The sequence below is a fragment of the Sphingomonas sp. FG14 genome, assembly GCF_057809675.1.
In genome coordinates this window covers 300,289-322,853 of record NZ_JBMDKK010000003.1, presented here as the reverse complement: position 1 = coordinate 322,853, position 22,565 = coordinate 300,289, and the positions used below count along the sequence as shown (strand labels likewise).

Genomic DNA, 22,565 nt, shown 5'->3' with positions numbered 1-22,565 from the left:
AAATCCGGAATCTGCGCAATGGAGCGGGAATGGCGGGCGGCTTGCGCCCTGCCATCGCACTCTTCATGATGAAGCCATCCGATCGGATGCGAGCAAGGGGGAAGCAGACGATGAGACAGGCGAAATCGACGAAATTCAGGCTGGCCGGTCGAATGCTGGCGGTCACGACGATCATCGCCGCCACACCCGCCCTGGCTGCGCCAGCGGCACAGCGGCCGGAGATCTTCAACAAGCTGCTCGACTGCCGCGCGATCACTGACAGCGCTCAACGCCTTGCCTGTTACGATCAGCAGGTTGCCGCGATGGACGCGGCCGCGCAACGCGACGAGGTCGTCGTTCTCGATAAGGAAGGATTGAAAAAGACGCGCCGGTCGCTCTTCGGCTTCACCTTCCCGAAACTGCCCTTCCTGGGCGGCGACAATGACGAGATGAAACCCGAATTCGCGACAATCGAGGCGAAGATCACATCGGTGCGCGAGATAGGCTATGGCAAATGGTCGTTCCATCTTGAGGACGGCGCCGAATGGCAGACCGTCGAACCCATCAAGAACCGCGCCCCGCGCAGCGGCATGACGATCGAGATCAAGCGCGGCGCCCTCGGCAGCTATGTCGGCAAGGTCGGCAACTGGCCCGCCTTCCGCATGAAACGCGTCGGCTGACACCCACCAATCCCTGCCCTGAAAGATTCGAATGACCGCCACCATGATGACCCGCCGATCGCTGCTGGCCGCGAGCGCCGCCACCGCGCTCGGCGCCTGCACAACCACATTGTCCAGTCGCGGCGGCACGCCTCCCATGATCGATGGGCTGAGCTTCCTGCCCGAGGATCTGGCCGAAATCCGGGCGTCCGGGCTCACCGGCATGATCTGCGACGTATCGGAGGTGCAGGAGGTCAAGGACGCGCAGGGCATCCCCCGCTATCTGCGGACGTTCGAGGTCAACGACGCCGCGCTCGATAAGGCGGTGGAGCGACTGCGATCGAGCGAGTACGGCTTTGTCGCGCTCAAGGGCAGCGAGATCGGCAGCCGGCCGGGATGCGCGGCCTTTCTCCAATTCCAGTCCTGTGAACCGGTGGGCACCGACCTGTTACGGATCGCACGCTTCCATGGCAAGGGACTGCGAATCCTGCAGTTCACGCATCACAACAACAATCTCTTCGCCGGGGGCGCTCTCGAACGCGTGCAGACCGGCCTGACCGCGCTGGGCCGCGAAGGCCTGGACGAGATGAATCGCCTCCGCATACTGCCCGACGTATCGCACGGATCGGAGCCGACGATGCTGGAGGCGGCCCGCGCGAGCCGGACGCCGATCGTGATCTCACACGGCGCCTGCAAGGCGATCGTGGATCACCCGCGTTGCGCATCCGACGCGGCGATCCGCGCGGTGGCCGATCGCGGGGGCATGATGGGCATCTTCATGATGAGCTTCTGGCTGACCCGCGATCCGGTGCCGACGGTCGATCATCTGATCGCCAATATCCGCAACGTCATCCGCGTCGGCGGTATCGACGCCGTCGGGATCTCCAACGATTTCCCGATGGCCGGGCAGACCAACCTGCTCAAGTTGAACAATGATAATCGCGCGGGCGTGAAGGAATATCTGCCCTGGTGGATCGCGATGCGCGATTCCGGCATTCCCGGTTTCGCGGCGATCCCCGAACATGTCGTGATCCCCGAGCTCAACAGCATCGATCGCATGACCCGCATCCGTCGCGCGCTGGAGCGCAGCCGTTTCACGAGCGGCGAGATCGATCGGATCATGGGCGGCAACTGGGCACGCGTGCTGACCGACGTGCTTGGCTGACGGCCACGAAGCGGGTCCAGACGCAAAAAAGGGCGGGGCCTTGCGGCTCCGCCCTTTTTTGCGTCACCGGCGGAAGCGCATGACGCCTCCGCCTATGACTTGTCGGTTTCTAGAACTTCACGTCCACGCCCGCGTAGAACATACGGCCGTAGAGGTCGTAGGTGTTCGCCGAGGTCTGCGCGCCCGGGAAGGTGACCGGGTTGGTGTCACCGAACACCGGCGGCTTCTTGTCGAAGATGTTGTTGACGCCGATGTAGAAGTCGAACGCGCTCTTTTCGCCCGCCGACATGCGCAGCTGCGCATCATGATACATGAACGCGCCCGTGCGGATGGCGTCCGGATCGGTCACATCGTCAACCACCGAGCTGTACCAGTTGGTGCGCCAGTTCAACGAGAAGCTCTCGTACTTCAGCGTGGCCGAAGCACTCACCTTATCCTTGAAGCCGGTGCCCAGGCGACCGCACGAATAGCAGTCGAGCTGACCCAGTTCGTCCTGCTTCGGACCACCCGGGAACGAAACCTGGTTCTGCGCCAGCAGGTGGTTCCAGTAAGCCGACAGGTCGAGGCTGGCATTGCCGCCCAGATCGGTGCGGTAACGGACCTGCGTATCGATACCCTCGACCGTGAACGAACCGGTGTTCAGGTTGATCGCATTGACGGTCGCGACATGGCCCGTGCCGTCACGAATGATGTTGTCGCAGAAGATCGCGTCGCCGCCACCGGTCAAGCACTCGTCGAGCGAGGTCTGCTGGCCGATGATGCCGATCGCGTCCTTCACCTTGATGCGGTAATAATCAACCGTCAGGCTGAAGTTGCGCAGGAAGGTCGGCGTGAACACGCCGCCGATCGTGAGCGTCTTCGCCGTTTCCTGCTTCAGGTTCGGGTTGCCGCCCAGGAAGCCGTTGATCGTCTGGATCTGCGCCGTCGAGTAGACGAAGCCACCAGCCGTGTTCGAAGCGGCAGCGATCGCCGGATTGGCAAGGCAGGCTGCGGGCAGGCTGGCGCGCGGGATGATGATGGGCGCGCCATCACCCTCGCCGCCGCGCTGGTCGCACGGATCGGTGACCGCCGGGAAGGTCTCGCTCTGCGCGGAGAACAGCTCGGAGATGTTCGGCGCGCGGGTCGCTTCCGCGTAAGCGGCACGGAGCTTGATATCCGGGGTCGGCGCATAGGTGCCGCCCACCTTCCAGCTCCACACGCCACCGACCGTCGAATAGTCGGCGTAACGCGCAGCGCCCTCAAGGCCCAGATAGTGGAAGCCGGGACGCTCCGTGATGATCGGGGCGACGACTTCGACGAAGCCTTCCTTGACGTTGTACTTGCCGCGCGTGTCGGACAGGAAGTTGCCGAGCGTCAGACCCAGGTTGGTCGCCTCGTCGAAATCCTCGGTGCTCGACTCGCGACGATATTCGAAGCCGGTGGCGAAGCTGAGCGCACCGCCGGGAAGCTCGAACACGTCACCCGAGATCGATGCCGAGAACACGTCCTGCTTGACCTTCGCATTGTAGGTCGAGAGCTGGCCGTTGTTGGTGACATAGGCGGCCGCGCGCGGATCGACGGTGTTGAAACCGAAGATGTTGATCGGCACGCAGTTCGGGTCGTTGTTGCTCGGGTTGGCATCGACATTGATCGAGCAAACCGGGCCATTGGCACCCTGAACGGCGTTCAGCGCGTTCACATAGTTAGGACCAAGGATCGTCTCGGACCGCGTATAGTCCTTGGTTTCACCGTGGGTGTAATAGACATCCCAGTTGAACTTCGAACCGATGTCGCCGCGAAGGCCGGCGACGACGCGCCAGGTTTCACGATCGTTGCGATTGCTGCGATCGAAGATGTCGTTCGAACGACGACGGAACGGCAGCGAGGTGACGCCAGCGGCGACCATCGCGTTGCGGATCGCGGTCGGGATGAACGGATTGGTGATCGGGATACCGGCATAGCCGGTGCCGTCCGCATTTGTCAGGTCGGTGTTGGCGACAGCCTGCGGCTCGAGGCGCGAACGCGACTTGCTCTTGACGTAAGAGCCCTCGACATAGGCGGTGACGCCCTCGGCGATCTCATAGTCGGCGAGCAGGTTGCCCATGTAACGCTCGACCGGTACGCCCAGATAACGATCGGCGTTACGATTGTAGCCGTCGATGTTGGCGCCCTGATAAGCCTTCAGGTTGTTGAGGCCGTCATAGGTGAAGGTCGCGGCACCGGTTCCGAAGCTACCGGTGGGGCTGAACAGACCCTGCGCCGCGAACGAGCTGCGGTTGGGAATGTCGGTCGCCGAGAAAGCGCGGTTGCGCGAACGCAGGCCCTGATCGCGATCGTACTGGCCGTACAGCGTGACGTGGCCGCGGCCGTCGGCGAAGGAGTGGCCGAAGGTGCCCGAAACATACTGGCGGCCCGCGTCACCCTTGTCGGTGATCGAGCCCTGGCCGCGGAAGCGGAAACCCTCGAAACGGTCGTCAAGGATGAAGTTGACGACGCCGGCGATGGCTTCCGAACCGTAGACGGCGGATGCACCGCCGGTGACGACGTCGATGCGCTTGATCAGGTCGGTCGGAATGGTGTTGAGGTCGACGATCGACGTACCGGGAATGCCGGCGACGAAACGGCGGCCATTGACCAGCACCAGCGTGCGGGCCGAACCCAGGTTACGCAGGTTGACCGTCGCGACACCGTTACCGGTGGTCGAGAAGTTCGACGAGGTACGGCTGATGTTCTGGCCGACCGACGGCAGGTCCGCAAGCGCGTCCTGGATGTTGCCGGTGCCCGATTCCTGGATCAGTTCCTCTGAAACGGTCGCGAGCGGCACGGAGGCCGCGAGGTCCGGACGCACGATGCGCGAACCGGTGACGATGATGGCGGCTTCTTCGCCGGCGGCCTCGTCGGCAGCCTGAGGCGCCGTATCCTGCGCAAAGCTCGGCGCGGAGAGCAGCGCCAAACCAAGCACGAACGGTGCCGCGCTGGCGCGCAGCCCGCGGGTCTTGCTGATTTTTATCACGGTTTCAGTCCCTTCACTGATGTTACAGGCCCCCAATAGAGGCAAAGTCCAATCGGCGGGGGAACACAGCCAACTCCAGCGGAGAAGAGCGACAGCGTCCCAGCCCCCCCCATTTTCCGATTAAGCGGCGAATTGCCTCATCCGATCACCGCCGTAAAGCGGCGGTTCATCCATATTGGATGGTTGCGGGCTGACAGTCACAATTTTGCAACAGTTTGTTACAGTGTGAATCGCTATCCGATTGAAAAGAAAAGTGGCGCGATCGCAACGCGTTCATCGCGCGAAAGATTTCCATTGGCCCGGGGATATCTTTGCGCGCCCGTCCGTTATGGGACGCCCGCAACACCTGCTATTGAGCGGCGCCCGTCATCGGGCCGGCCAGCAACAGCGGATCGATGCGCTGATCCCTCCACTTCATGCTCCAGTGCATATGCGGCCCGGTCGCGCGGCCCGTCGCTCCGATCGCACCAAGTGGCTGGCCACGACGGACATGATCGCCGGCCTTCACATCGATACGGGAGAGATGGAGAAAGGCGCTGTTGAGGCCCATGCCGTGATCGATCATCAGCAAATTGCCCTCAAGCGTGAAAGGATGATCGGCCGCCAGCACGACAACGCCGTCAGCAGGCGCCAAAAGGATCGTGCCCGCTGGTTTCGCGACATCGACGCCCGAATGATAAGCGCCCGGTTCACCGCGATAGACGCGCTGCGCACCGAACAGGCCACTGATCCGCCCCGTCACCGGCCATTGGAAACGCTGGCGCCAGCCCTGGCTATCAGTTGTCATGTTGCGTGCCGCCTCGATCGCCGCCAGTTCTGGCGCGCGCAGCCGCTCGAACTCGGCGCTCGGGCGCGAGAAGCGCGCCAGCGTGTTGAGATTCTCGATCCGCCAGGCGCGCGGCGCGATCGTCAAAGCCTCACGGACTTCCGAGCCATTCGCCAGTCGCGCGACCAACGTCGCGGCCGGGCCGGCATCGCGGCCGAATCCGATCAGGAAGCGTCCGTCCGGCGCGAGATCGACGGGCCGGCCATCGAGCGTGAGTGAAACCGTTCCCGAGGGCGCGGATCCCAGCACCACGCCACCCTGGCTCATCGCACCTTCGAATCCGAAGCTGCGGCGTTCGGGTGGAGCGCTGGCGCGATTGGGAATCGGCTGCGCCGATCCAGTGGCGGGCGGCGCGGCGGATGCGAGCGCGGCCCTTGGAACCGGCGCGCAGGTGCCCAGAACGATGCCGGCCAAGGCGGCCGTCACCAGCCCGGGACTCGGCCTCATCCGTTCAGCTCTGCTCGCACCGCGATTTCCGCGCTGGCATAGGGCTCCTGCCGCGCCACATTCCAATAGCGCAATGAATCGAGCGGAATGCGCTCGCCGGTCACCGCGCAAACCACATGATCGCCGGGCACGAGCACGCGAAAGGCGTTCGCCATATAGTGGAGTTTCGCGGCGCGTCCGGCATGCGACATCAGCATTGGGATGTTCTGGCTCCTAAAACAGCTCTGGCTGCTCGTTCTCCGGCTTAACATAGGGCTTGCCGCCCGGTCGCTCAACCCGCGCATCCACCGCGCCATCAGCGAAGCGAAGCGTCAGCGCGCCGGCCGCTCGAGCGGCTGCCGCGCTCGTCACCACCTCGCCACCGCGCTGTTCGACCATCGCATAGCCGCGCTGGAGCAGATTGGTGGGATTGAGCGATGTCGCCAGCCGCCAGGTCCGCTCCAGCCGGTCGCGGTCGCGCGCCAGCCGCTGCGTCAGCACAGCCGGCCGCAATGCGCCGCCCGCCCGCGCGAGTTCTCCGCGCGCATCGGACAACCGGCGACCGAGCCCGCGACGCAACCGTTCCGCATTGTCGTCGACGCGCTGCCGCTGCGGATCGAGCAGTTGTGCAGGCCTGGGTAGCAGACGCGTCAGGGCCTGCAACCGCTCGCCCGCTCGCTCGCGATAGCGATTCGCACAACGCTGCATGCGCAGCCCCTGTTCACGCAGGTGAGCCAGCAGGTCAGCGCGGACGGGCACCGCGATCTCGGCGGCGGCGGTGGGCGTCGGCGCGCGGATATCGGCGGCATAATCGCACAGGGTCGTGTCGGTCTCATGCCCCACCGCCGAAATGATCGGGATGGTGCAGTCGGCGACCGCGCGCACCACCACTTCCTCGTTGAAGGACCAGAGATCCTCGATCGACCCGCCGCCGCGCGCGACGATGACGAGATCGGGGCGCGGCACCGGTCCGCCGGGCGCGATCCCGCTGAACCCGCGAACCGCCGCCGCGATCTGGTCGGCCGCACCCTGGCCCTGCACCAGAACCGGCCAGACGATCACGCGCGTCGGGCAGCGGTCCTCCAATCGATGCAGGATATCCCGAATCACCGCTCCCGTCGGTGAGGTGACGACGCCGATCACCTGCGGCAGATAGGGCAGCCGCACCTTGCGGCCCTGGTCGAACAGCCCCTCGGCGCCAAGCTTGGCCTTGAGCTTTTCGAGCAGCAGCATCAGCGCGCCCTCGCCCGCCAGTTCGAGGCGGTCGATCACGATCTGGTATTTGGAGCGTCCAGGATAGGTGGTGAGCCGGCCGGTTGCGATCACCTCGATCCCGTCTTCGGGCCGGAACGGGATCTGCGCGGCCTGCCCCTTCCAGATCACCGCGTCGATCGCCGCGCGTTCGTCCTTGAGCGTCAGATAGACGTGACCAGACGCCGCGCGCTTATAACCCGATATCTCGCCGCGCAGGCGAACATGGGAAAAGCTCTCCTCCACCATCCGCTTGAGTGCGCCGGAAAGCTCGGTGACCGATAAAGCTGGTGCGTTGTCCCCCGCCCGCTCCTCCGCTAACAGCCGGGCTCCATCGTCGGTGAAGGAAAAGTCGTTCATGAATGTCCTGCTGCTCGGCTCCGGTGGCCGCGAACATGCGCTCGCCTGGAAGCTGGCGCAATCGCCCGGCCTCACCGCATTGTTCGCCGCACCCGGCAATCCCGGAATTGCCGCTCATGCCGAACTGGTCAAGCTTGATGCGACCGATCACGCCGCAGTGATCGATTTCTGTGTCGAGCGCATGATCGGGCTGGTCGTGGTCGGGCCGGAAGCGCCGCTGGTCGATGGCCTGGCGGACAGCCTGCGCGCCGCCGACATTCCGGTGTTCGGCCCGGGCCGGAACGCCGCTCAGCTTGAAGGCTCGAAGGGCTTCACCAAGGATCTCTGCGCGCGCGCCGGCATTCCCACCGCCGGCTATGTGCGGACGACCGGCTCCGACGAAGCGATCGCCGCGCTCGACGATTTCGGCCTTCCCGTGGTGATCAAGGCCGATGGGCTGGCGGCAGGCAAGGGCGTGATTATCGCCGAGACCCGCGCCGAGGCCGAAGCGGCGATCGCGGACATGTTCGCGGGCAGCTTCGGCGCGGCGGGCGCCGAGGTGGTGATCGAGGAGTTCATGACGGGCGAGGAAGCGAGCTTCTTCGCCCTGTGCGACGGCCGCACCGTCCTGTCCTTCGGCTCCGCGCAGGACCACAAGCGCGTCGGTGACGGCGATGTCGGGCCAAACACCGGCGGCATGGGCGCATACAGCCCCGCCTCCGTGCTCACGGCCGAACTCGAGGCGCAGGTGATGGAGCGGATTGTCCGGCCAACCGCCGAAACGCTGGCGGCGGAAGACATGCCCTATATCGGCGTGCTTTATGCCGGCCTGATGCTGACGGCCGAAGGCCCCAAGCTCATCGAATATAATGCACGTTTCGGCGATCCTGAATGCCAGGTGCTGATGATGCGGCTGGACGAGGATCTGCTCGCCCTGCTCCATGCCACCGCGACAGGCGATCTCGCGAGCCGCGCCACACCGGCCATGACGCCGGATTATGCGCTGACGGTGGTGGTGGCCGCCAAGGGTTATCCCGGCACCCCCGAAAAGGGCGGCGCGATCGGCGGGATCGCGGCGGCCGAGGCTGACGGCGCGAAGATCTTCCATGCAGGCACCGCATCGGCGGACGGAGCGATCGTGGCCAATGGCGGCCGGGTGCTCAACGTCACCGCGCTCGGCGCGAACGTGACCGAAGCGCAGGCCAAGGCCTATGCCGCGGTCGACGCGATCGACTTTCCGACGGGCTTCTGCCGGCGCGATATCGGCTGGCGCGAAGTCGAGCGGGAGAGCCGGGCCGACTAGCTCATCCGGCGAAACGACGACACGGGGTTGGACAGTCCGAAACGAGTTGATAGGTTCGCGGCAGATGGCGAGCGGGGCTCGCCGACAGGGGAGTCGCCGTAATGGACCTCAACATCGTCTTGCTGATCGTTCTCGCCGTGGTGGCGGTCGGACTGTTGATCTGGCTGCTCGGACGCAGGACGGGCGACGAACCGGCCCGCCCCGCCGCACCGCCGCCCGCCGAAAAATCCGCCTTGCCCGAGGCAGCGCCCGCACCGACGCTGCCCGAAACCGCCGCCGCGCCCGTCGGGCTGGTCGCGGACGGGCCCCCGGTCGAGGCGCCCCCCGCACCCAAGCCGGTCGAGAAAGCCCCGGAGCCGGTAGCGAAGGCGCCCGAACCCGAGGCAAAGGCGGCGAAACCCGCGCCCACCCCCGCTCCGACCGCCAAGGCGCCAACGGCCAAGGCCCCTGCGGCACCCAAGGCCGCTCCAAAGAAGGCAGCAGCGCCCGCCACCAAGGCGCCCGCGGAAAAGAAGCCGGCGGCAGCGAAGAAAGCCGCCACGCCGGCGACCAAAGCCCCAGCCAAGGCTGCGGCGCCAGCCGCGAAGGCAGCACCCGCGCCCAAGCCATCGGCGGCACCCAAGACCGCAACGACGCCGAAGACCGCCGCCAAGGCATCGGCCAAGGCCGCAGCGCCTGCGCCGAAGGTTGAAACGCCCGCACCCAAGGCGCCCGCCAAGAAACCGGCCACTCCCGCCGCCAAGGCACCGGCGGAGAAGAAGCCGGCGGCCGCCAAGCCGAAGCCCGCACCCGCATCGACGGGACCGGACAATCTGCTGCAACTGAAGGGCGTCGGCCCCAAGCTGGTGACCTTGCTGACCGGCCTCGGCATCACGCGCTTCGACCAGATCGCGGGCTGGAGCGACGACGACGTCGCCCGGATCGATCCGCAGCTCGGCACCTTCAAGGGCCGCATCGGCCGCGACAAGTGGATCGAACAGGCGGGCTATCTCGCCAAGGGCGACATAGCGGCGTTCGAAGCGAAGTTCGGCAAGCTCGACAGCGAGAACTGAGGCTCGATATCAGGAGAACATTCCGTTCGGGCTGAGCCTGTCGAAGACCTGCCTTTCTTCGGGTTTCGAAGTAGAAGGACAGGGCTTCGACAGGCTCAGCCCGAACGAAGTTGTTAGCAGTGCAGTCCGGACGGCAATCCGGCTGCGCCGATCGCGGCTCAATCCTGCTCGTCGATCTCGCTCACCAGCAGCTTGTCGATCTTGCGGCCGTCCATGTCGACGATCTCGAAACGCCAGCCCTGTTCGTCGAAATGCTCACCCACCCTGGGCAGGTGCCGCAGCACGGCCAGGACGAGACCGGCGGCGGTCGCATAGTCGCGATCCTCGGGCAGATCGATGCCGAGCTTCTCGGCGAGCTGGTCGGCAGGCATCGAGCCCGACACGAGGTAGGACCCGTCCTCACGCTCGACGAGCGCCGGATCGGTGCCGATATCGCTGTCCGAGCGGAATTCGCCCGCGATCGCGATCAGCAGGTCAGCCGGGGTGACCAGGCCCTCGAAATGGCCATATTCGTCATGAACCAGCGCCATCGGCACCTCGGCCTGGCGCAGCGCCTCCAGTGCGTTCATCGCATCGATCTGATCGGGCAGGAACGGCGGCTTGCGCATGAGTTGGCGCAGGTCGAGCGTCTCGCGGCGGATCATCGCCGCGACGATATCGCGCGACTGGACGATGCCGACGATCTGGTCGACCGATCCTTCCGCCACAGGCAGCCGCGTATGCGGCGTTTCGAGCAGGCGCGCGCGAATGGCGTCACCGTCGCTGTCGGCATCTATCCAGTCAACATCGGTGCGCGGCGTCATCACTTCGCGGACGGGCCGGTCGGCCAACCGCACCACGCCGGAAATGATCGCGCGCTCGCTTTCCTCGATCACGCCTGACTTGCTCGCTTCCGCGACGATCAGGTGCAATTCCTCGGCGGTGACGTGATCCTCCGATTCGCGGTTCATGCCGAGCAGGCGGAAGACCAGCCCGCTCGTCGTATCGAGCAGCCAGACGAGTGGCGCGGTGATCCGCGCGAGCCACAGCATCGGCAGCGCAACGATCGCGGCGATCGGCTCCGGCTTCCGCAGCGCGAATTGCTTGGGCACCAACTCGCCGATGATCAGCGACGCATAGGTGGTGAGCCCGATGACAATCATGAAGCCGAGCGTTTCGGCCAGTTCGTGATCGATCCCGAGCCGTTCGAGCCGCGCCGCCGTCGGTTCGCCAAGGCTGGCGCCCGAATAGGCGCCGGCGATGATGCCGATCAGCGTGATGCCGATCTGGACCGTCGACAGGAACTTGCCCGGATCGGATGCGAGGGTGATCGCCGTGCGCGCGCCGGAGCGCCCCTTCTTCTCCATCGCCTGCAAACGCGGCTTACGCGCCGATACGATCGCGAGCTCCGACATCGCGAAGACGCCGTTGAGCGCGACCAATGCGAGGATGATCAGGACATCGGACCAGGGAAAGGGGGTAAGCGGCGGCATGGCGTGCAACACCCCTATAAGCGGAATCCTTTCAATCCCACAACATCGCCGTCACAGATCGTTCAGTGCGCATCCGGAACAAGCGCTGCTTCGAGCGGTTCTATCCAACAGGAAACCGCACGATCCGGAGCCTGAACCGCGCTCCGGCCAAGCAAGGGAAAGGGATTCATCATGAGGCTATCCGCGAAGATCATCACCGCTGCAGCGCTCTCCGCCATCACGCTGACCGCCGCCTGCACAACCGATCCGAACACCGGTGAGCGCCGCATCTCCAAGGCCGCGATCGGCGGGATCGGCGGCGCGCTGGGCGGTTATCTGCTCGGCGATCTGGTCGGCGGACGGCGCGACCGGACGGAAAAGATCGTGGGCGCCGGCATTGGTGCGCTCGCGGGCGCGGGCGTCGGCTATTATATGGACGAGCAGGAGCGCAAGCTCCGCCAGCAGACCGCGGGCACCGACGTGGAAGTGATCCGCCAGGGCGACGAACTGATCCTCAACATGCCCGCCGGCGTCACCTTCGACACCAACAGCTATACGGTGAAACCCGAATTCCGGGGCACGCTCGATCAGGTCGCGTCGACGCTGCGCGAATATAACAAAACATTCGTCGATGTGTACGGCCACACCGATTCGACGGGCAACGACACGATCAACGTGCCGCTCTCGCAGAATCGCGCACGCGCGGTCGCCGATTATCTGACGATGCGGGGCGTGCAGTCCGCGCGGATCGGTACCCAGGGCTTTGCCGCCAGCCGCCCGATCGCCAGCAACGCGACGCCCGAAGGCCGCCAGGCGAATCGCCGCGTCGAGATCAAGCTGGTGCCGGTGACCAACGGCGCCTGATTTATCCCAAACCGTTTGGGCTGAGCCTGTCGAAGCCCCTGCCCTTTCCATGCTCAATCGCTGAAGAAGGACAGGTTTCGACAAGCTCAACCCGAACGGGATTGGTGTCGCATTCAATCTACTTCGCCGGCCCCAGCAGCTTCTCGGCGAAATAGGTCATCTGCAACGCCTGCAGGCGGGCGCCCTGTTCGATATCCGCATCGCCCGAATGGCCGCCCGCCGTATCCTCATAGAAAAGATAGGGCAGGCCATATTCCTTCAGCCGCGCGGCGAATTTGCGCGCATGCTGGGGCCCGACGCGATCGTCCTTGGTCGTCGTCCAGATATAAGGTTCGGGATAGGGGACGCCCTTGCGAATGTTCGCATAGGGCGAGATCTTCTCCAGAAACGCCTTTTCGGCGGGCACCGAGACGCTGCCATATTCATCGACCCATGACGCGCCGGCGGCGATTTGTTCGTAGCGGATCATGTCGAGCAAAGGCACCTGGATCGCGACCGCATTCCACAGATCGGGATGCTGGTTGAACTCGACGCCCATCAGCAGCCCGCCGTTCGAGCCGCCATAGATGCCGAATTTCCTGGGCGAGGAGAGTTTGCGCGCGAAGATGTCCTTCGCGACCGCGGCGAAATCGTCATAGATGATCTGCCGCTTGGTCTTGAGCCCCGCCTGGTGCCAGGCCGGGCCGAATTCGCCGCCACCACGGATGTTGGCGAGCACATAGCTGCCACCGCGTTCCAGCCAGAGCTTGCCGGTGATCGCGCCATAAGCGGGCGTGTTCGCAACCTCGAACCCGCCATAAGCGGTCATGAGCGTTGGCGTGGAACCGTCGCGTGCGATGTCCTTCCGATGGACGATGAAATAGGGGATCTTCGTGCCATCGGTCGAGATCGCCTCGAACTGTTCGACGACATGGTTCGAGGCATCGAACTTGGCGGGCAACGCCTTGACCTGCCTAGGGGCCGGATTGGCCGCATCCACCGACCACAGCGTAGTCGGATCGAGGAACCCCGTCACGTTGACATAAGCGAGGTCGCTCTTGTCGGTCGCTGCGACGACCCCGATCGAGGCGTTGTCGGGCAGCTTGAGCGGCGTCGACGTCCATCCCTTCGCGCCGGGCGTGAAGACCAGCGCACGCCCACGCACATTATCGTTGATCGCGACGATCACGCGCGTCCTAGTCGCGGTGACGCCATCGACCGACTGGCGGGCATTGGGCGCGAACAGGATCGTCGGCGTCAGCGCGCCGCCATCCTCCAAATCCTTGAGTGTCACCATCGCCACCGCGCCGGCGGGAACGGTCACGCCGCCCGTTTCCCAGGTCTCGCTCGTCTGGATCAGCACATGGCCGTCGACCATGCCCTGGATGTTCGACTTGGCGGGCAAGGGCAGCTTCTTCGCCCCCCGCGGCGTGATCAGGAACGTCTCGTTGGTGAAGAAGGTCGTGCCGCGCCGGACAAAGGCCGCGCGATTGCCCTGGCCGTCACTGAGGATGAAGGGCCAAACGCCGACCTGATCGCCGGCTTCGCCGCGATAGACTTCCTGCGCGGCCGAAAGCGGCTGCCCCCGCTTCAGCGTCTTGAGCACGAAGGAATAGCCCGATGTCGTCATGGTGCCGGCGCCCCAGTCGCGGGCGATCAGCAGCGTGTCCTTGTCGAGCCAGGCCTCGTTCTGCTTCGACGTCGGCAGTGCGAAGCCACCCTCAACGAAACGGCCGGTCTGCAGATCGAATTCACGTAGCGTCACCGCATCCTCGCCGCCATCGGACAGGCGAAGCAGGCAAAGCCGCTCGTCGGGATCGAGGCAGGATGCGCCCTTCCACACCCATTTCTTGCCCTCGGCCTTCGACAGCGCGTCGAGATCGAGGATCGTCGTCCATTCGGGCTCGGCGGCGGCATAGCCGGCGGTGTCGGTATAGCGCCAGATGCCCTGAGGATGCGCCGCGTCGCGCCACAGGTTGAAGATGCGGCCGTTCAGCAAGGCGGGATAGGGAATGCGATCCTTCGCCGCCGCGATCGTCAGCGCCTCGTCATAATAGGTCTTGTACCGCGGATCGGCCTGGAGACGCTGCAGCGTCCGCGCATTCTCCGCCTCAATCCAGGCCATGGCCTTTGGGCCGGTCCAATCCTCCAGCCAGACATAGGGATCGTCGACCGGGGCGGAGCTTTGAGCATAAGCGGGCATGGCGGGTTGCATAATCGCCACGGCAAGCGCGGCAAGGGCGATTCTCATCGAGCGTCTCCTTAGAAGCGCCGACTATCGAATGCCGCCCCGCCCCACGCAAGCGGCCCTGTCAGGCCGAAGCGATCGCGCGCGCCACCGCCGCCTCGGTCTCGGCGTGCATCGCCCAGAAATTGCGCACCGGATCGCCATTGAGGCGCCCCACGAGCACCGCGAGATGCGCGTACCAGCCACCGCCGAAACTGGCCATCGGGCCGGCGCCGGTGATGCCGCTATGGGTCAGCACCAATCGGGTGCGCGCGCCTTCATCGAACAGTTCGAAGGTCGCGACGCCTTCCTTGCCCTCGTCCCAGGTGAAGGCCAGCAGGCGTGGCGGATCGATCTTCACCACCCGCTCATGCCCGACCGCGCACTTCCACTTGGCGTACTCCTCGGGATAGGGAATGTCTTCGGTCGAGAGATTATCGTGATCGAAGATCAGTTCGACCGATCCGCCTTCGCGCTGCTCCAATTCGCCCGCCGCGAACCATTGTTTGCGCAGATCGGACTCCACCAGATAGCGCCACACGGTCTCGACCGATGCGTCGAGCACGCGCTCCAGGCGCAGCGTATCCGGGGCGATCCGTTCGATATCAGTCATGTTTCGTCTCCATCATACGGCCCAGGCTGTCGAGGATCATCGTCCAGCCGCTACGGGTCTGCGCTTCATAAGCAGCCCATTGCGGGTCCATTTCGTGGGTGAGCGTCAGCGTGCAGCCCAATCCGGTAGGCACGATCGCGACGGTGACGCACGTCCATTCGCCTTCCTCCGCCGGGTCCGCGGAGAACAGGAAGACGAGGCGCGTGGGTCGCTCGATCGCTTCGTATTTGAGCCGGTGATGCGCGTCCCCGCCAGGGCGACGCTCGACGATCAGGGCGCGTCCGCCGACCCGGGCATCGATCTCGCACCGGATCATTTCTCCATTGGGCGTCGCAAACAGGAAATGCGGCACGATCGCGGGATCGAGCCAGGCGTCGAACACGCATTCGGGCGATGCCTCATAAGCGTGGCTGACGGTGAGGATGACGGCACCACTCATTTCGCCTCTCCTTTCGACGCGTCGCGCAGCAGATCTTCCAGCCGGTCAAGCCGCAGCGTCCAGAACCGTTCCCATTGACGCAGCCATTTATCGGCCTCGGCCAGCGGCGCCGCGCGCAAGGTGCAGAGTTGCGCACGGCCGACCTTGCGGCGCGCGACGAGGCCGGCGCTTTCGAGCACCTTCACATGCTTGGCGGCGCCGGCGAAGCTCATCGCATAGGGTTCTGCGAGTTCGCCGATCGATTTCTCGCCAAGCGCCAGGCTGGCCAGCATGCCCCGGCGCGTCGGATCGGCGAGAGCGTGGAATGTCGCATCGAGTCGTTCAACCATTTGGTTGAATTATGACAACCAGCCCAAAAGGTCAACCAATTGGTTTAATTTAGTCGTCCGGATGCACCGGATTCACCGCCGCATCTCCAACAACAGTCGCCCAAGGAAGCACCCGCCAACTGGTCACCAGTCCATTCCCGACATAGGGATCGGCGCGCGCGAAGGCCTCCGCCACGGCGGCGCTTTCACCCTGAAACAGCAGCATGGCCCCTTCCGCCGGATCACCGAGCGCTCCCGCCAGAACCAGCTCGCCGCGCTCGACCGCTTCCCAGGCCAGCGCCAGATGCGGTGCACGAAAAAGCGGCCGGCGCTCGAGATAATCGGGCGCCAGCTCATAGCTCAGTACAAAATGCCGCATCAGTCCGCGAACAGCAGGACCGGTGTCTCCAGCAGCTTACGGATCGCCTGGACATAGCTCGCCGCATCCCAGCCATCGACGACGCGGTGATCGCACGAGATGGAGAGATTCATGAGCTTCGCCACCGCGATCTCGCCATTGCGGATCACCGGACGCTCGATCACGCGGTTGGGACCGATGATCGCGACTTCCGGACGGTTGATCACCGGCGTCGTCGCGATGCCGCCAAGCGGCCCCAGCGATGTGATCGTCAAGGTCGAACCCGAAAGCTCCTCCGACTTCGCCTTGCCGCTGCGCGCGGCTTCGGCCAGTCGCGTGATCTCGCTTGCGAGCTGCCAGACATTCTTGGCCTGCGCATCGCGGATCACCGGTACCATCAGCCCGGCATCGGTCTGCGTCGCCATGCCGAGATGCACGGCGCCGTGGCGCGTCACCACGCCCGCTTCATCGTCATAACGCGCATTGATCATCGGGAATTCGGGCAATGCCCGGCAGATCGCGACGATCATCAGCGGCAGCATCGTCAGCTTGGGACGGTTGCCGCGATTGGCGTTGAGGTCCGCGCGCATCGCCTCCAGATCGGTGACGTCGATTTCCTCCACGTACGTGAAGTGCGGGATGTTGCGCTTCGACGCCGCCATATTCTCGGCAATGCGGCGGCGCATGCCGATCACCTTGATCGCCTCGTCGGCGCGCGCGGCGCCCGCCGGGCGGAAGCCCTGGCCAGCATTATAGGTGAGATAGGCGTCGAGATCGGCGTGACGGACACGGTCGCCCGACACCTTCACTTCGGCCAGATCGATGCCCAGCGCGCGGGCGCGCTCGCGAACGGCAGGCGACGCCAGAACATGGCGACCAGGTGTCGCCACCCCACCGTTCGGGCTGAGCTTGTCGAAGCCCTGCCCTTCCTTTGCCGCCGGAGCTGAGGAAGAGGACGGTCCTTCGACAGGCTCAGGACGAGCGGGTTGCGGTTGCGGAGCCTCATCCTTCTGCTCGACTACCGCTTCCACCACCGCGACGGTCGTCGCATCGGGCGTCTCGGCGTCGATGCGCGCCTCGACGGCCTCCTCCTCCGCGGCTTCGCCTTCGGTCTCGATCACCACCAGCGCGGAGCCGATCGCGATCACGTCGCCGACCTCGCCGCCGATCTCGACGACGGTTCCGGCGACTGGAGATTCCATCTCCACCGTCGCCTTGTCGGTCATCATGTCCGCGATCTGCTGGTCCTCGGCGACGACATCGCCGACCTTGACGTGCCAGGCGACGATCTCGGCCTCGGAAATGCCCTCGCCGATGTCGGGAAGCTTGAACGTGAAACGTGCCATGCCGATCAGTCCTTCAGGATCTTCTTGAGTGCCTCTGTGATACGGACGGGACCAGGGAAATAGGCCCATTCGAGGCTGTGTGGATAGGGGGTGTCGAAACCGGTCACGCGTTCGATCGGTGCTTCGAGGTGATAGAAGCAGCGTTCCTGCACCAGCGCGGACAGTTCGGCGCCGAAGCCGGAGGTGCGCGTCGCCTCATGGACGATCAGGCAGCGGCCCGTCTTCTTAACCGACGCCTCGATCGTTTCGATGTCGAGCGGCACCAGCGTACGCAGATCGACGATCTCGGCATCGATGCCGAGGCCTTCGATCGTCGCTTCGACGACATGAACCATCGTGCCGTAGCACAGCACGGTCAGCGCCTCGCCTTCGCGGACGATGTTCGCCTTGCCCAGCGGGATGCGATAATAGCCCTCGGGCACCTCGCCGGCGGGATGCGCCGCCCAGTTGCGCGCCGGCTTGTCGTAACGGCCGTCGAACGGACCGTTATAGATCCGCTTCGGTTCGAAGAAGATCACCGGATCATTATCCTCGATCGCCGCGATCAGCAGGCCCTTGGCGTCATAGGGCGTCGAGGGGATCACCGTCTTCACGCCGGAAACATGGGTGAAGATGCCCTCCGGCGACTGGCTGTGCGTCTGGCCACCGAAGATGCCGCCGCCAAAGGGCGAACGCACGGTCATCGGTGCGGTGAATTCGCCGCCCGAACGGTAGCGCAGGCGCGCCGCCTCGGAAACGAGCTGGTCGAGCGCCGGATAGATATAGTCGGCGAACTGGATCTCCGGCACCGGGCGAAGGCCATAGGCCCCCATGCCCACCGCGACACCGATGATGCCGCATTCGGTGATCGGCGTATCAAACACGCGCGTCTTACCGTATTTCTTCTGCAACCCGGCGGTTGCACGAAAGACGCCGCCGAAAAAGCCGACATCCTCGCCCATCACGATCACATTGGGATCGCGCTCCATCATCACGTCCATGGCGGAATTGATCGCCTGGATCATGTTCATGCGGGTGCCCGTCGCCTCTTCGGCAACGGCAAGATCTCTCTCGTCGCTCACAGTCCGGCCGCCTTCTGCTCGTCGAGCATCTGCGCGCATTGCTCGCGCAGGTGCCAGGGCATTTCCTCGAACACATCCTCGAACATCGATTCGAACGGGTGGTTGTTGAGACCATGCCCGAGAATGCCGTTCTTTTCCGATTCCTTCGCCGCGGCCTTGACGGTTTCCGCAAGCTCCAGGTCCATCGCGGCGTGGCGCTCTTCATCCCATTCGCCCAGCGCGATCAGATGCTGCTTCAGCCGCGCGATCGGATCGCCCAGCGGCCATTCGCTGCTTTCGTCCGCCGAACGATATTGGCTGGGGTCGTCGGAGGTCGAATGCCCTTCGGCGCGATAGGTGAAATGCTCGATCAAGGTCGGCCCCTGATTGGTCCGCGCACGCTCGGCCGCCCATTCGGTCGCGGCATAGACCGCCAATATGTCGTTGCCGTCGACGCGGAGCCCGGCAATGCCGTAGCCCACCGCGCGCGCGGCGAAGGTCGTCGATTCAGCGCCGGCAAAACCCGAGAACGAGCTGATCGCCCACTGGTTGTTGACGACGTTCAGGATCACCGGCGCACGATAGACGCTGGCGAAGGTGCAGGCGGAATGGAAATCGCCCTCGGCGGTCGAACCCTCGCCGCACCAGGTGGCGGCGATGCGCGTGTCGCCCTTGGCGGCGCTCGCCATCGCCCAGCCCACGGCCTGGGGATATTGCGTGGTCAGGTTGCCGGAGATCGAGAAGAAACCCGCATCCTTGACCGAATACATGATGGGCAGCTGCTTGCCCTTCAGCCGGTCGCCCTTGTTCGAGTAGATCTGGTTCATCATGTCGACCAGGCTCCACCCGCGCGAGATCAGCAGACCCTGCTGGCGATAGGCGGGGAAACACATGTCGTCGCGATCAAGCGCATAGGCAGCGGCGACCGCCACCGCTTCCTCGCCCGTACACTTCATGTAGAAGCTGGTCTTACCCTGGCGCTGTGCGCGGAACATGCGCTCGTCGAACGCGCGGGTCAGCGCCATGTTGCGCAGCATTTCGCGCAGCGTATCGGGCGACAGCCGCGGCGCCCAGGGGCCGACGGCATTGCCATTCTCGTCGAGCACGCGGACGAGCGAATAGGCGAGTTCATGAAAACTGTCCGGCCGCGCATCGATATCCGGGCGCGGCGCCGATCCCGCGGGCGGAATCACCAGGTCGCTGTAATCGACCGAATCGCCGGGCCGGAATTTCGGCTCGGGCACGTGCAATTCAAGCGACCGCAAATTGCGGCGCCCCTCGTTTTGAGCCATCGCAGACGTTCCTCTCAGGACCCAAAAATGGGTCAGCAATGCTTGCCAATTCTTGTTATTATATTTCAACGCACATTGCGAGAGGGAAGTTGCGATCCGGCGTCAGATTACCCTGGATTTGGCCAGATTATCGAGCTCGAATTCACCTAACCCCAACAGATCTGACAATATTTCCCGGCTGTGCTCACCAAGCATCGGTGGTGGTGCGGGAGCAGGACCGGGGGTGGCCGACAATCGATGCGGACTACGCACGCCGGGAATCGGTCCGTACGGGCTCGGCATAGAAAGCCGTAGTCCGCGATGCTCGGCCTGGGGATCGGAGAAGGTCGCATCAAGCGAATTGATCGGCCCGCACGGCACCGCGCAACGCGATAGCGCCGCCATCCATTCGGCGGTGGTGCGCCCCGCGAGCACGCCTTCCAGGATCGGTTCGAGCGCGCGGCGATTGATCGTGCGCAGCGCATTGGTCGCGAACCGGTCGTCTCGCGCCAGCGCGGCCATGCCCGCTTCCTCGACGAATCGCGCGAACTGCCCGTCATTGCCGATCGCCAGGATGATGTACCCGTCCCTGGTCGGAAAGGTCTGATACGGCGTGATCGAGGGATGCTCGTTGCCAATCCGCCCCGGCGCCTCGCCCGAGACGAGATAGCCCGTCGCCTGATTCGCCATGGAGGCGACGGCGACGTCAAACAACGCCATGTCGATCTGCTGCCCCTCCCCCGTCGCCTCGGCATGGCGCAACGCCGCGAGGATCGCGATCGTGGCATTGAGCCCGGTGAGTATATCGACCAGCGCCACGCCGACGCGATAAGGTTCGCCGCCGATCGGGCCGGTGACGCTCATCAGGCCGCTCATGCCCTGGATCATGAAATCATAGCCCGCTTCGTGCGCGCGGGGACCATCCTGGCCGAAACCGGTGATCGAGCAATAAACCAGCGCCGGATTGACCGCCTTGAGTGAAGGCCAGTCGAGCCCATAGGTGGCAAGCCCGCCCTGTTTGAAATTCTCGACGACGATATGCGATTTCGCCGCGATCGCCCGCACCAGTGCCTGCCCTTGCGGATTGGAAAGATCGATCGCGACTGATTTCTTGTTGCGATTGGGTGCGAGATAATAGCTGCTCGTCACCCGCTCGCCGGTCTCGTCCTCGAACCAGGGCGGCCCCCAGGATCGCGTATCGTCACCGGCGCCGGGCCGCTCGACCTTGATGACCTCAGCGCCGAGATCGGCAAGCTGCATCGTCGCCCAAGGCCCCGCGAGAACGCGGGAAAGATCAAGGACGCGGACGCCGTTCAGGGGGCCAGCCATAACGACCTAGACCGTTGGGTTCGAGCAGGGGTCGAGCGCAGTCGAGAGCCCGTGTCGAGAACAACCGCGCCGGCCTTCTCGATACGCCGTCTCGACAGGCTCGACGGCTACTCGAAGCAAACGGTTGGGAGAATCGCCAAACATCACGAAAACGCCTGAATCCCCGTGATCGCCCGCCCCAGGATCAGCGCGTGGATGTCGTGCGTGCCTTCATAGGTGTTCACGGTTTCCAGGTTCACGACATGGCGAATGACATGGAATTCGTCGGCGATGCCGTTGCCGCCATGCATGTCGCGCGCAACCCGCGCGATATCGAGCGCCTTGCCGCAATTGTTGCGCTTGATCAGGCTCACCATTTCCGGCGCCCAGGTGCCCGCGTCGATGTTGCGGCCAACCGCGAGCGCGGCGGACAGGCCCAGCGCGATCTCGGTCTCCATGTTCGCCAGCTTCAATTGCGGGATCTGGTTGGCGGCGAGCGGCCGGCCGAACTGCTTGCGATCGAGCACATATTGGCGCGCACGATGGAAACAATCCTCCGCCGCTCCCATCGATCCCCAAGCGATGCCGTAACGCGCCTTGTTCAGACAACCGAACGGACCGCCGAGGCCGCGCGCGTTGGGCAGCAGATTATCCTCGGGCACGAACACCTCGTCCATCACGATCTCGCCGGTGATCGAGGCACGCAGGCTCATCTTGCCCTCGATCTTGGGGGTCGAGAAGCCGTCCATGCCGCGTTCGAGGATGAAACCGCGGATGACGCCGTCGAGCTTGGCCCAGACCACCGCGACATCGGCGATCGGCGAGTTGGTGATCCACATCTTTGTGCCGGTCAGGCGATAGCCGCCATCGACGGCGATCGCGCGCGTCTTCATGCTGCCGGGGTCCGATCCGGCATCGGGTTCGGTCAGGCCGAAACAGCCGACGATCTCACCGCTCGCGAGGCGCGGGAGATATTTTTCGCGCTGCGCTTCCGAGCCATAGGCATGGATCGGGTGCATGACGAGCGAGGACTGGACGCTCATCGCCGACCGATAGCCCGAATCGACGCGCTCCACCGCACGCGCGACCAGGCCATAGGCGACATGGCTGACGCCCGCGCAGCCATAGCCATCGATCGTCGCGCCGAGCAGGCCGAGTTCACCCAGCTCGCTCATGATCTCACGGTCGAACCGCTCCTCACGCGTGGCCGAAAGCACGCGCGGAAGCAGCTTTTCCTGCGCATAAGTTTCCGCGGTGTCGCGGATCATGCGCTCGTCGTCGGTGAGCTGCGCGTCGAGCAGCAGGGGATCGTCCCAGCGAAAGGGCGTGAAAGCGGCCATGGGTGGCTCCCGTCAGTCGAAATACCGGC

Annotated in this window: 20 protein-coding genes; 5 read left to right on the top strand and 15 right to left on the bottom strand. The window is 64.6% G+C overall.

From position 1 onward, the window contains the following. Positions 1-110: 110 nt before the first annotated feature. Both ACODTA_RS13825 and ACODTA_RS13820 read left to right on the top strand, forming a co-directional pair. Positions 111-659: a hypothetical protein gene (locus ACODTA_RS13825; RefSeq protein ID WP_489066490.1), complete on the top strand. Its 549-nt coding sequence runs from the start codon at positions 111-113 to the stop codon at positions 657-659. A gap of 46 nt (positions 660-705) precedes the next feature. Beyond that, entirely contained in the window at positions 706-1,803 is a 1,098-nt protein-coding gene (locus ACODTA_RS13820) for a membrane dipeptidase (protein WP_489066489.1), read from the top strand. A 109-nt stretch (positions 1,804-1,912) separates the two neighbouring features. Here the strand turns inward: ACODTA_RS13820 and ACODTA_RS13815 are convergent, their stop codons facing one another. The 4 genes from ACODTA_RS13815 to xseA form a co-directional block, all read right to left on the bottom strand. After that, positions 1,913-4,795 carry a TonB-dependent receptor plug domain-containing protein gene (locus ACODTA_RS13815; RefSeq protein ID WP_489066487.1) on the bottom strand — a complete coding sequence of 961 codons (2,883 nt, stop codon included), beginning with the start codon at positions 4,793-4,795 and terminating at the stop codon, positions 1,913-1,915. 349 nt (positions 4,796-5,144) lie between these two features. Then, the gene (locus ACODTA_RS13810; RefSeq protein WP_489066486.1) at positions 5,145-6,068 is read right to left on the bottom strand and encodes a M23 family metallopeptidase; all 924 of its coding nucleotides are present in this window, start codon (positions 6,066-6,068) and stop codon (positions 5,145-5,147) included. Then, positions 6,065-6,265 carry a DUF2093 domain-containing protein gene (locus ACODTA_RS13805; RefSeq protein WP_489066485.1) on the bottom strand — a complete coding sequence of 67 codons (201 nt, stop codon included), beginning with the start codon at positions 6,263-6,265 and terminating at the stop codon, positions 6,065-6,067. The genes ACODTA_RS13810 and ACODTA_RS13805 overlap by 4 nt, the downstream gene beginning before the upstream one ends. Before the next feature lie 16 nt (positions 6,266-6,281). Next, positions 6,282-7,658 carry an exodeoxyribonuclease VII large subunit gene (gene xseA, locus ACODTA_RS13800; RefSeq protein WP_489066484.1) on the bottom strand — a complete coding sequence of 459 codons (1,377 nt, stop codon included), beginning with the start codon at positions 7,656-7,658 and terminating at the stop codon, positions 6,282-6,284. On the opposite strand from xseA, the gene purD reads away from it, so the two are divergent. Both purD and ACODTA_RS13790 read left to right on the top strand, forming a co-directional pair. Then, positions 7,657-8,940, top strand: coding sequence for a phosphoribosylamine--glycine ligase (gene purD / locus ACODTA_RS13795; protein ID WP_489066483.1), 1,284 nt, complete (start codon positions 7,657-7,659; stop codon positions 8,938-8,940). The two genes, xseA and purD, sit on opposite strands and share 2 nt — an antisense overlap. Before the next feature lie 101 nt (positions 8,941-9,041). Next, complete coding sequence (locus ACODTA_RS13790; protein ID WP_489066482.1) at positions 9,042-9,992, top strand: hypothetical protein; 951 nt, start codon at positions 9,042-9,044, stop codon at positions 9,990-9,992. 158 nt (positions 9,993-10,150) lie between these two features. Here ACODTA_RS13790 and ACODTA_RS13785 read toward each other — a convergent pair whose 3' ends face one another. Continuing rightward, positions 10,151-11,464, bottom strand: coding sequence for a hemolysin family protein (locus ACODTA_RS13785; RefSeq protein WP_489066481.1), 1,314 nt, complete (start codon positions 11,462-11,464; stop codon positions 10,151-10,153). Between the two features lie 171 nt (positions 11,465-11,635). Between ACODTA_RS13785 and ACODTA_RS13780 the strand changes: the two genes are divergently transcribed. Continuing rightward, positions 11,636-12,307, top strand: a complete 672-nt coding sequence (locus ACODTA_RS13780) for a YiaD family glycine zipper/OmpA-like lipoprotein (protein WP_489066480.1) — start codon at positions 11,636-11,638, stop codon at positions 12,305-12,307. A gap of 118 nt (positions 12,308-12,425) precedes the next feature. On the opposite strand, the gene ACODTA_RS13775 is transcribed toward ACODTA_RS13780, so the two are convergent. From ACODTA_RS13775 to ACODTA_RS13730, 10 genes are all read right to left on the bottom strand, one after another. Continuing rightward, the gene (locus tag ACODTA_RS13775) at positions 12,426-14,537 is read right to left on the bottom strand and encodes a prolyl oligopeptidase family serine peptidase (RefSeq protein ID WP_489066479.1); all 2,112 of its coding nucleotides are present in this window, start codon (positions 14,535-14,537) and stop codon (positions 12,426-12,428) included. A 61-nt stretch (positions 14,538-14,598) separates the two neighbouring features. After that, positions 14,599-15,126, bottom strand: coding sequence for an SRPBCC family protein (locus ACODTA_RS13770; protein WP_489066478.1), 528 nt, complete (start codon positions 15,124-15,126; stop codon positions 14,599-14,601). After that, positions 15,119-15,565, bottom strand: a complete 447-nt coding sequence (locus ACODTA_RS13765) for an SRPBCC family protein (RefSeq protein ID WP_489066477.1) — start codon at positions 15,563-15,565, stop codon at positions 15,119-15,121. Before ACODTA_RS13765 ends, ACODTA_RS13770 begins: the two co-directional genes overlap by 8 nt. Next, a complete protein-coding gene (locus ACODTA_RS13760) occupies positions 15,562-15,894 on the bottom strand; it encodes an ArsR/SmtB family transcription factor (protein WP_489066476.1) in 333 nt (110 codons plus the stop codon). Before ACODTA_RS13760 ends, ACODTA_RS13765 begins: the two co-directional genes overlap by 4 nt. A gap of 49 nt (positions 15,895-15,943) precedes the next feature. Continuing rightward, positions 15,944-16,252, bottom strand: coding sequence for a YciI-like protein (locus tag ACODTA_RS13755; RefSeq protein WP_489066475.1), 309 nt, complete (start codon positions 16,250-16,252; stop codon positions 15,944-15,946). Then, a complete protein-coding gene (locus ACODTA_RS13750) occupies positions 16,252-17,577 on the bottom strand; it encodes a dihydrolipoamide acetyltransferase family protein (protein WP_489066474.1) in 1,326 nt (441 codons plus the stop codon). The genes ACODTA_RS13755 and ACODTA_RS13750 overlap by 1 nt, the downstream gene beginning before the upstream one ends. 5 nt (positions 17,578-17,582) lie before the next feature. Next, complete coding sequence (locus ACODTA_RS13745) at positions 17,583-18,587, bottom strand: alpha-ketoacid dehydrogenase subunit beta (protein ID WP_489066776.1); 1,005 nt, start codon at positions 18,585-18,587, stop codon at positions 17,583-17,585. A 47-nt stretch (positions 18,588-18,634) separates the two neighbouring features. Next, positions 18,635-19,909 carry a 3-methyl-2-oxobutanoate dehydrogenase (2-methylpropanoyl-transferring) subunit alpha gene (locus ACODTA_RS13740; RefSeq protein WP_489066473.1) on the bottom strand — a complete coding sequence of 425 codons (1,275 nt, stop codon included), beginning with the start codon at positions 19,907-19,909 and terminating at the stop codon, positions 18,635-18,637. A 102-nt stretch (positions 19,910-20,011) separates the two neighbouring features. After that, positions 20,012-21,217 (bottom strand): CaiB/BaiF CoA transferase family protein, encoded by a 1,206-nt coding sequence (locus ACODTA_RS13735; RefSeq protein WP_489066472.1) that lies wholly within the window; start codon positions 21,215-21,217, stop codon positions 20,012-20,014. Positions 21,218-21,360: 143 nt separating this feature from the next. Beyond that, complete coding sequence (locus ACODTA_RS13730; protein ID WP_489066471.1) at positions 21,361-22,536, bottom strand: acyl-CoA dehydrogenase; 1,176 nt, start codon at positions 22,534-22,536, stop codon at positions 21,361-21,363. Positions 22,537-22,565: the final 29 nt, after the last annotated feature.

What these genes read in the sequence shown, in the direction of transcription:
- ACODTA_RS13825 (WP_489066490.1), top strand. Translation starts at nt 111, where the DNA reads ATGAGACAGGCGAAATCGACGAAATTCAGGCTGGCCGGTCGAATGCTG.
- ACODTA_RS13820 (WP_489066489.1), top strand. Translation starts at nt 706, where the DNA reads ATGACCCGCCGATCGCTGCTGGCCGCGAGCGCCGCCACCGCGCTCGGC.
- ACODTA_RS13810 (WP_489066486.1), bottom strand. Translation starts at nt 6,068, where the DNA reads ATGAGGCCGAGTCCCGGGCTGGTGACGGCCGCCTTGGCCGGCATCGTT.
- ACODTA_RS13805 (WP_489066485.1), bottom strand. Translation starts at nt 6,265, where the DNA reads ATGCTGATGTCGCATGCCGGACGCGCCGCGAAACTCCACTATATGGCG.
- purD (WP_489066483.1), top strand. Translation starts at nt 7,657, where the DNA reads ATGAATGTCCTGCTGCTCGGCTCCGGTGGCCGCGAACATGCGCTCGCC.
- xseA (WP_489066484.1), bottom strand. Translation starts at nt 7,658, where the DNA reads ATGAACGACTTTTCCTTCACCGACGATGGAGCCCGGCTGTTAGCGGAG.
- ACODTA_RS13790 (WP_489066482.1), top strand. Translation starts at nt 9,042, where the DNA reads ATGGACCTCAACATCGTCTTGCTGATCGTTCTCGCCGTGGTGGCGGTC.
- ACODTA_RS13785 (WP_489066481.1), bottom strand. Translation starts at nt 11,464, where the DNA reads ATGCCGCCGCTTACCCCCTTTCCCTGGTCCGATGTCCTGATCATCCTC.
- ACODTA_RS13780 (WP_489066480.1), top strand. Translation starts at nt 11,636, where the DNA reads ATGAGGCTATCCGCGAAGATCATCACCGCTGCAGCGCTCTCCGCCATC.
- ACODTA_RS13775 (WP_489066479.1), bottom strand. Translation starts at nt 14,537, where the DNA reads ATGAGAATCGCCCTTGCCGCGCTTGCCGTGGCGATTATGCAACCCGCC.
- ACODTA_RS13770 (WP_489066478.1), bottom strand. Translation starts at nt 15,126, where the DNA reads ATGACTGATATCGAACGGATCGCCCCGGATACGCTGCGCCTGGAGCGC.
- ACODTA_RS13765 (WP_489066477.1), bottom strand. Translation starts at nt 15,565, where the DNA reads ATGAGTGGTGCCGTCATCCTCACCGTCAGCCACGCTTATGAGGCATCG.
- ACODTA_RS13760 (WP_489066476.1), bottom strand. Translation starts at nt 15,894, where the DNA reads ATGGTTGAACGACTCGATGCGACATTCCACGCTCTCGCCGATCCGACG.
- ACODTA_RS13755 (WP_489066475.1), bottom strand. Translation starts at nt 16,252, where the DNA reads ATGCGGCATTTTGTACTGAGCTATGAGCTGGCGCCCGATTATCTCGAG.
- ACODTA_RS13750 (WP_489066474.1), bottom strand. Translation starts at nt 17,577, where the DNA reads ATGGCACGTTTCACGTTCAAGCTTCCCGACATCGGCGAGGGCATTTCC.
- ACODTA_RS13745 (WP_489066776.1), bottom strand. Translation starts at nt 18,587, where the DNA reads ATGAACATGATCCAGGCGATCAATTCCGCCATGGACGTGATGATGGAG.
- ACODTA_RS13740 (WP_489066473.1), bottom strand. Translation starts at nt 19,909, where the DNA reads ATGGCTCAAAACGAGGGGCGCCGCAATTTGCGGTCGCTTGAATTGCAC.
- ACODTA_RS13735 (WP_489066472.1), bottom strand. Translation starts at nt 21,217, where the DNA reads ATGGCTGGCCCCCTGAACGGCGTCCGCGTCCTTGATCTTTCCCGCGTT.
- ACODTA_RS13730 (WP_489066471.1), bottom strand. Translation starts at nt 22,536, where the DNA reads ATGGCCGCTTTCACGCCCTTTCGCTGGGACGATCCCCTGCTGCTCGAC.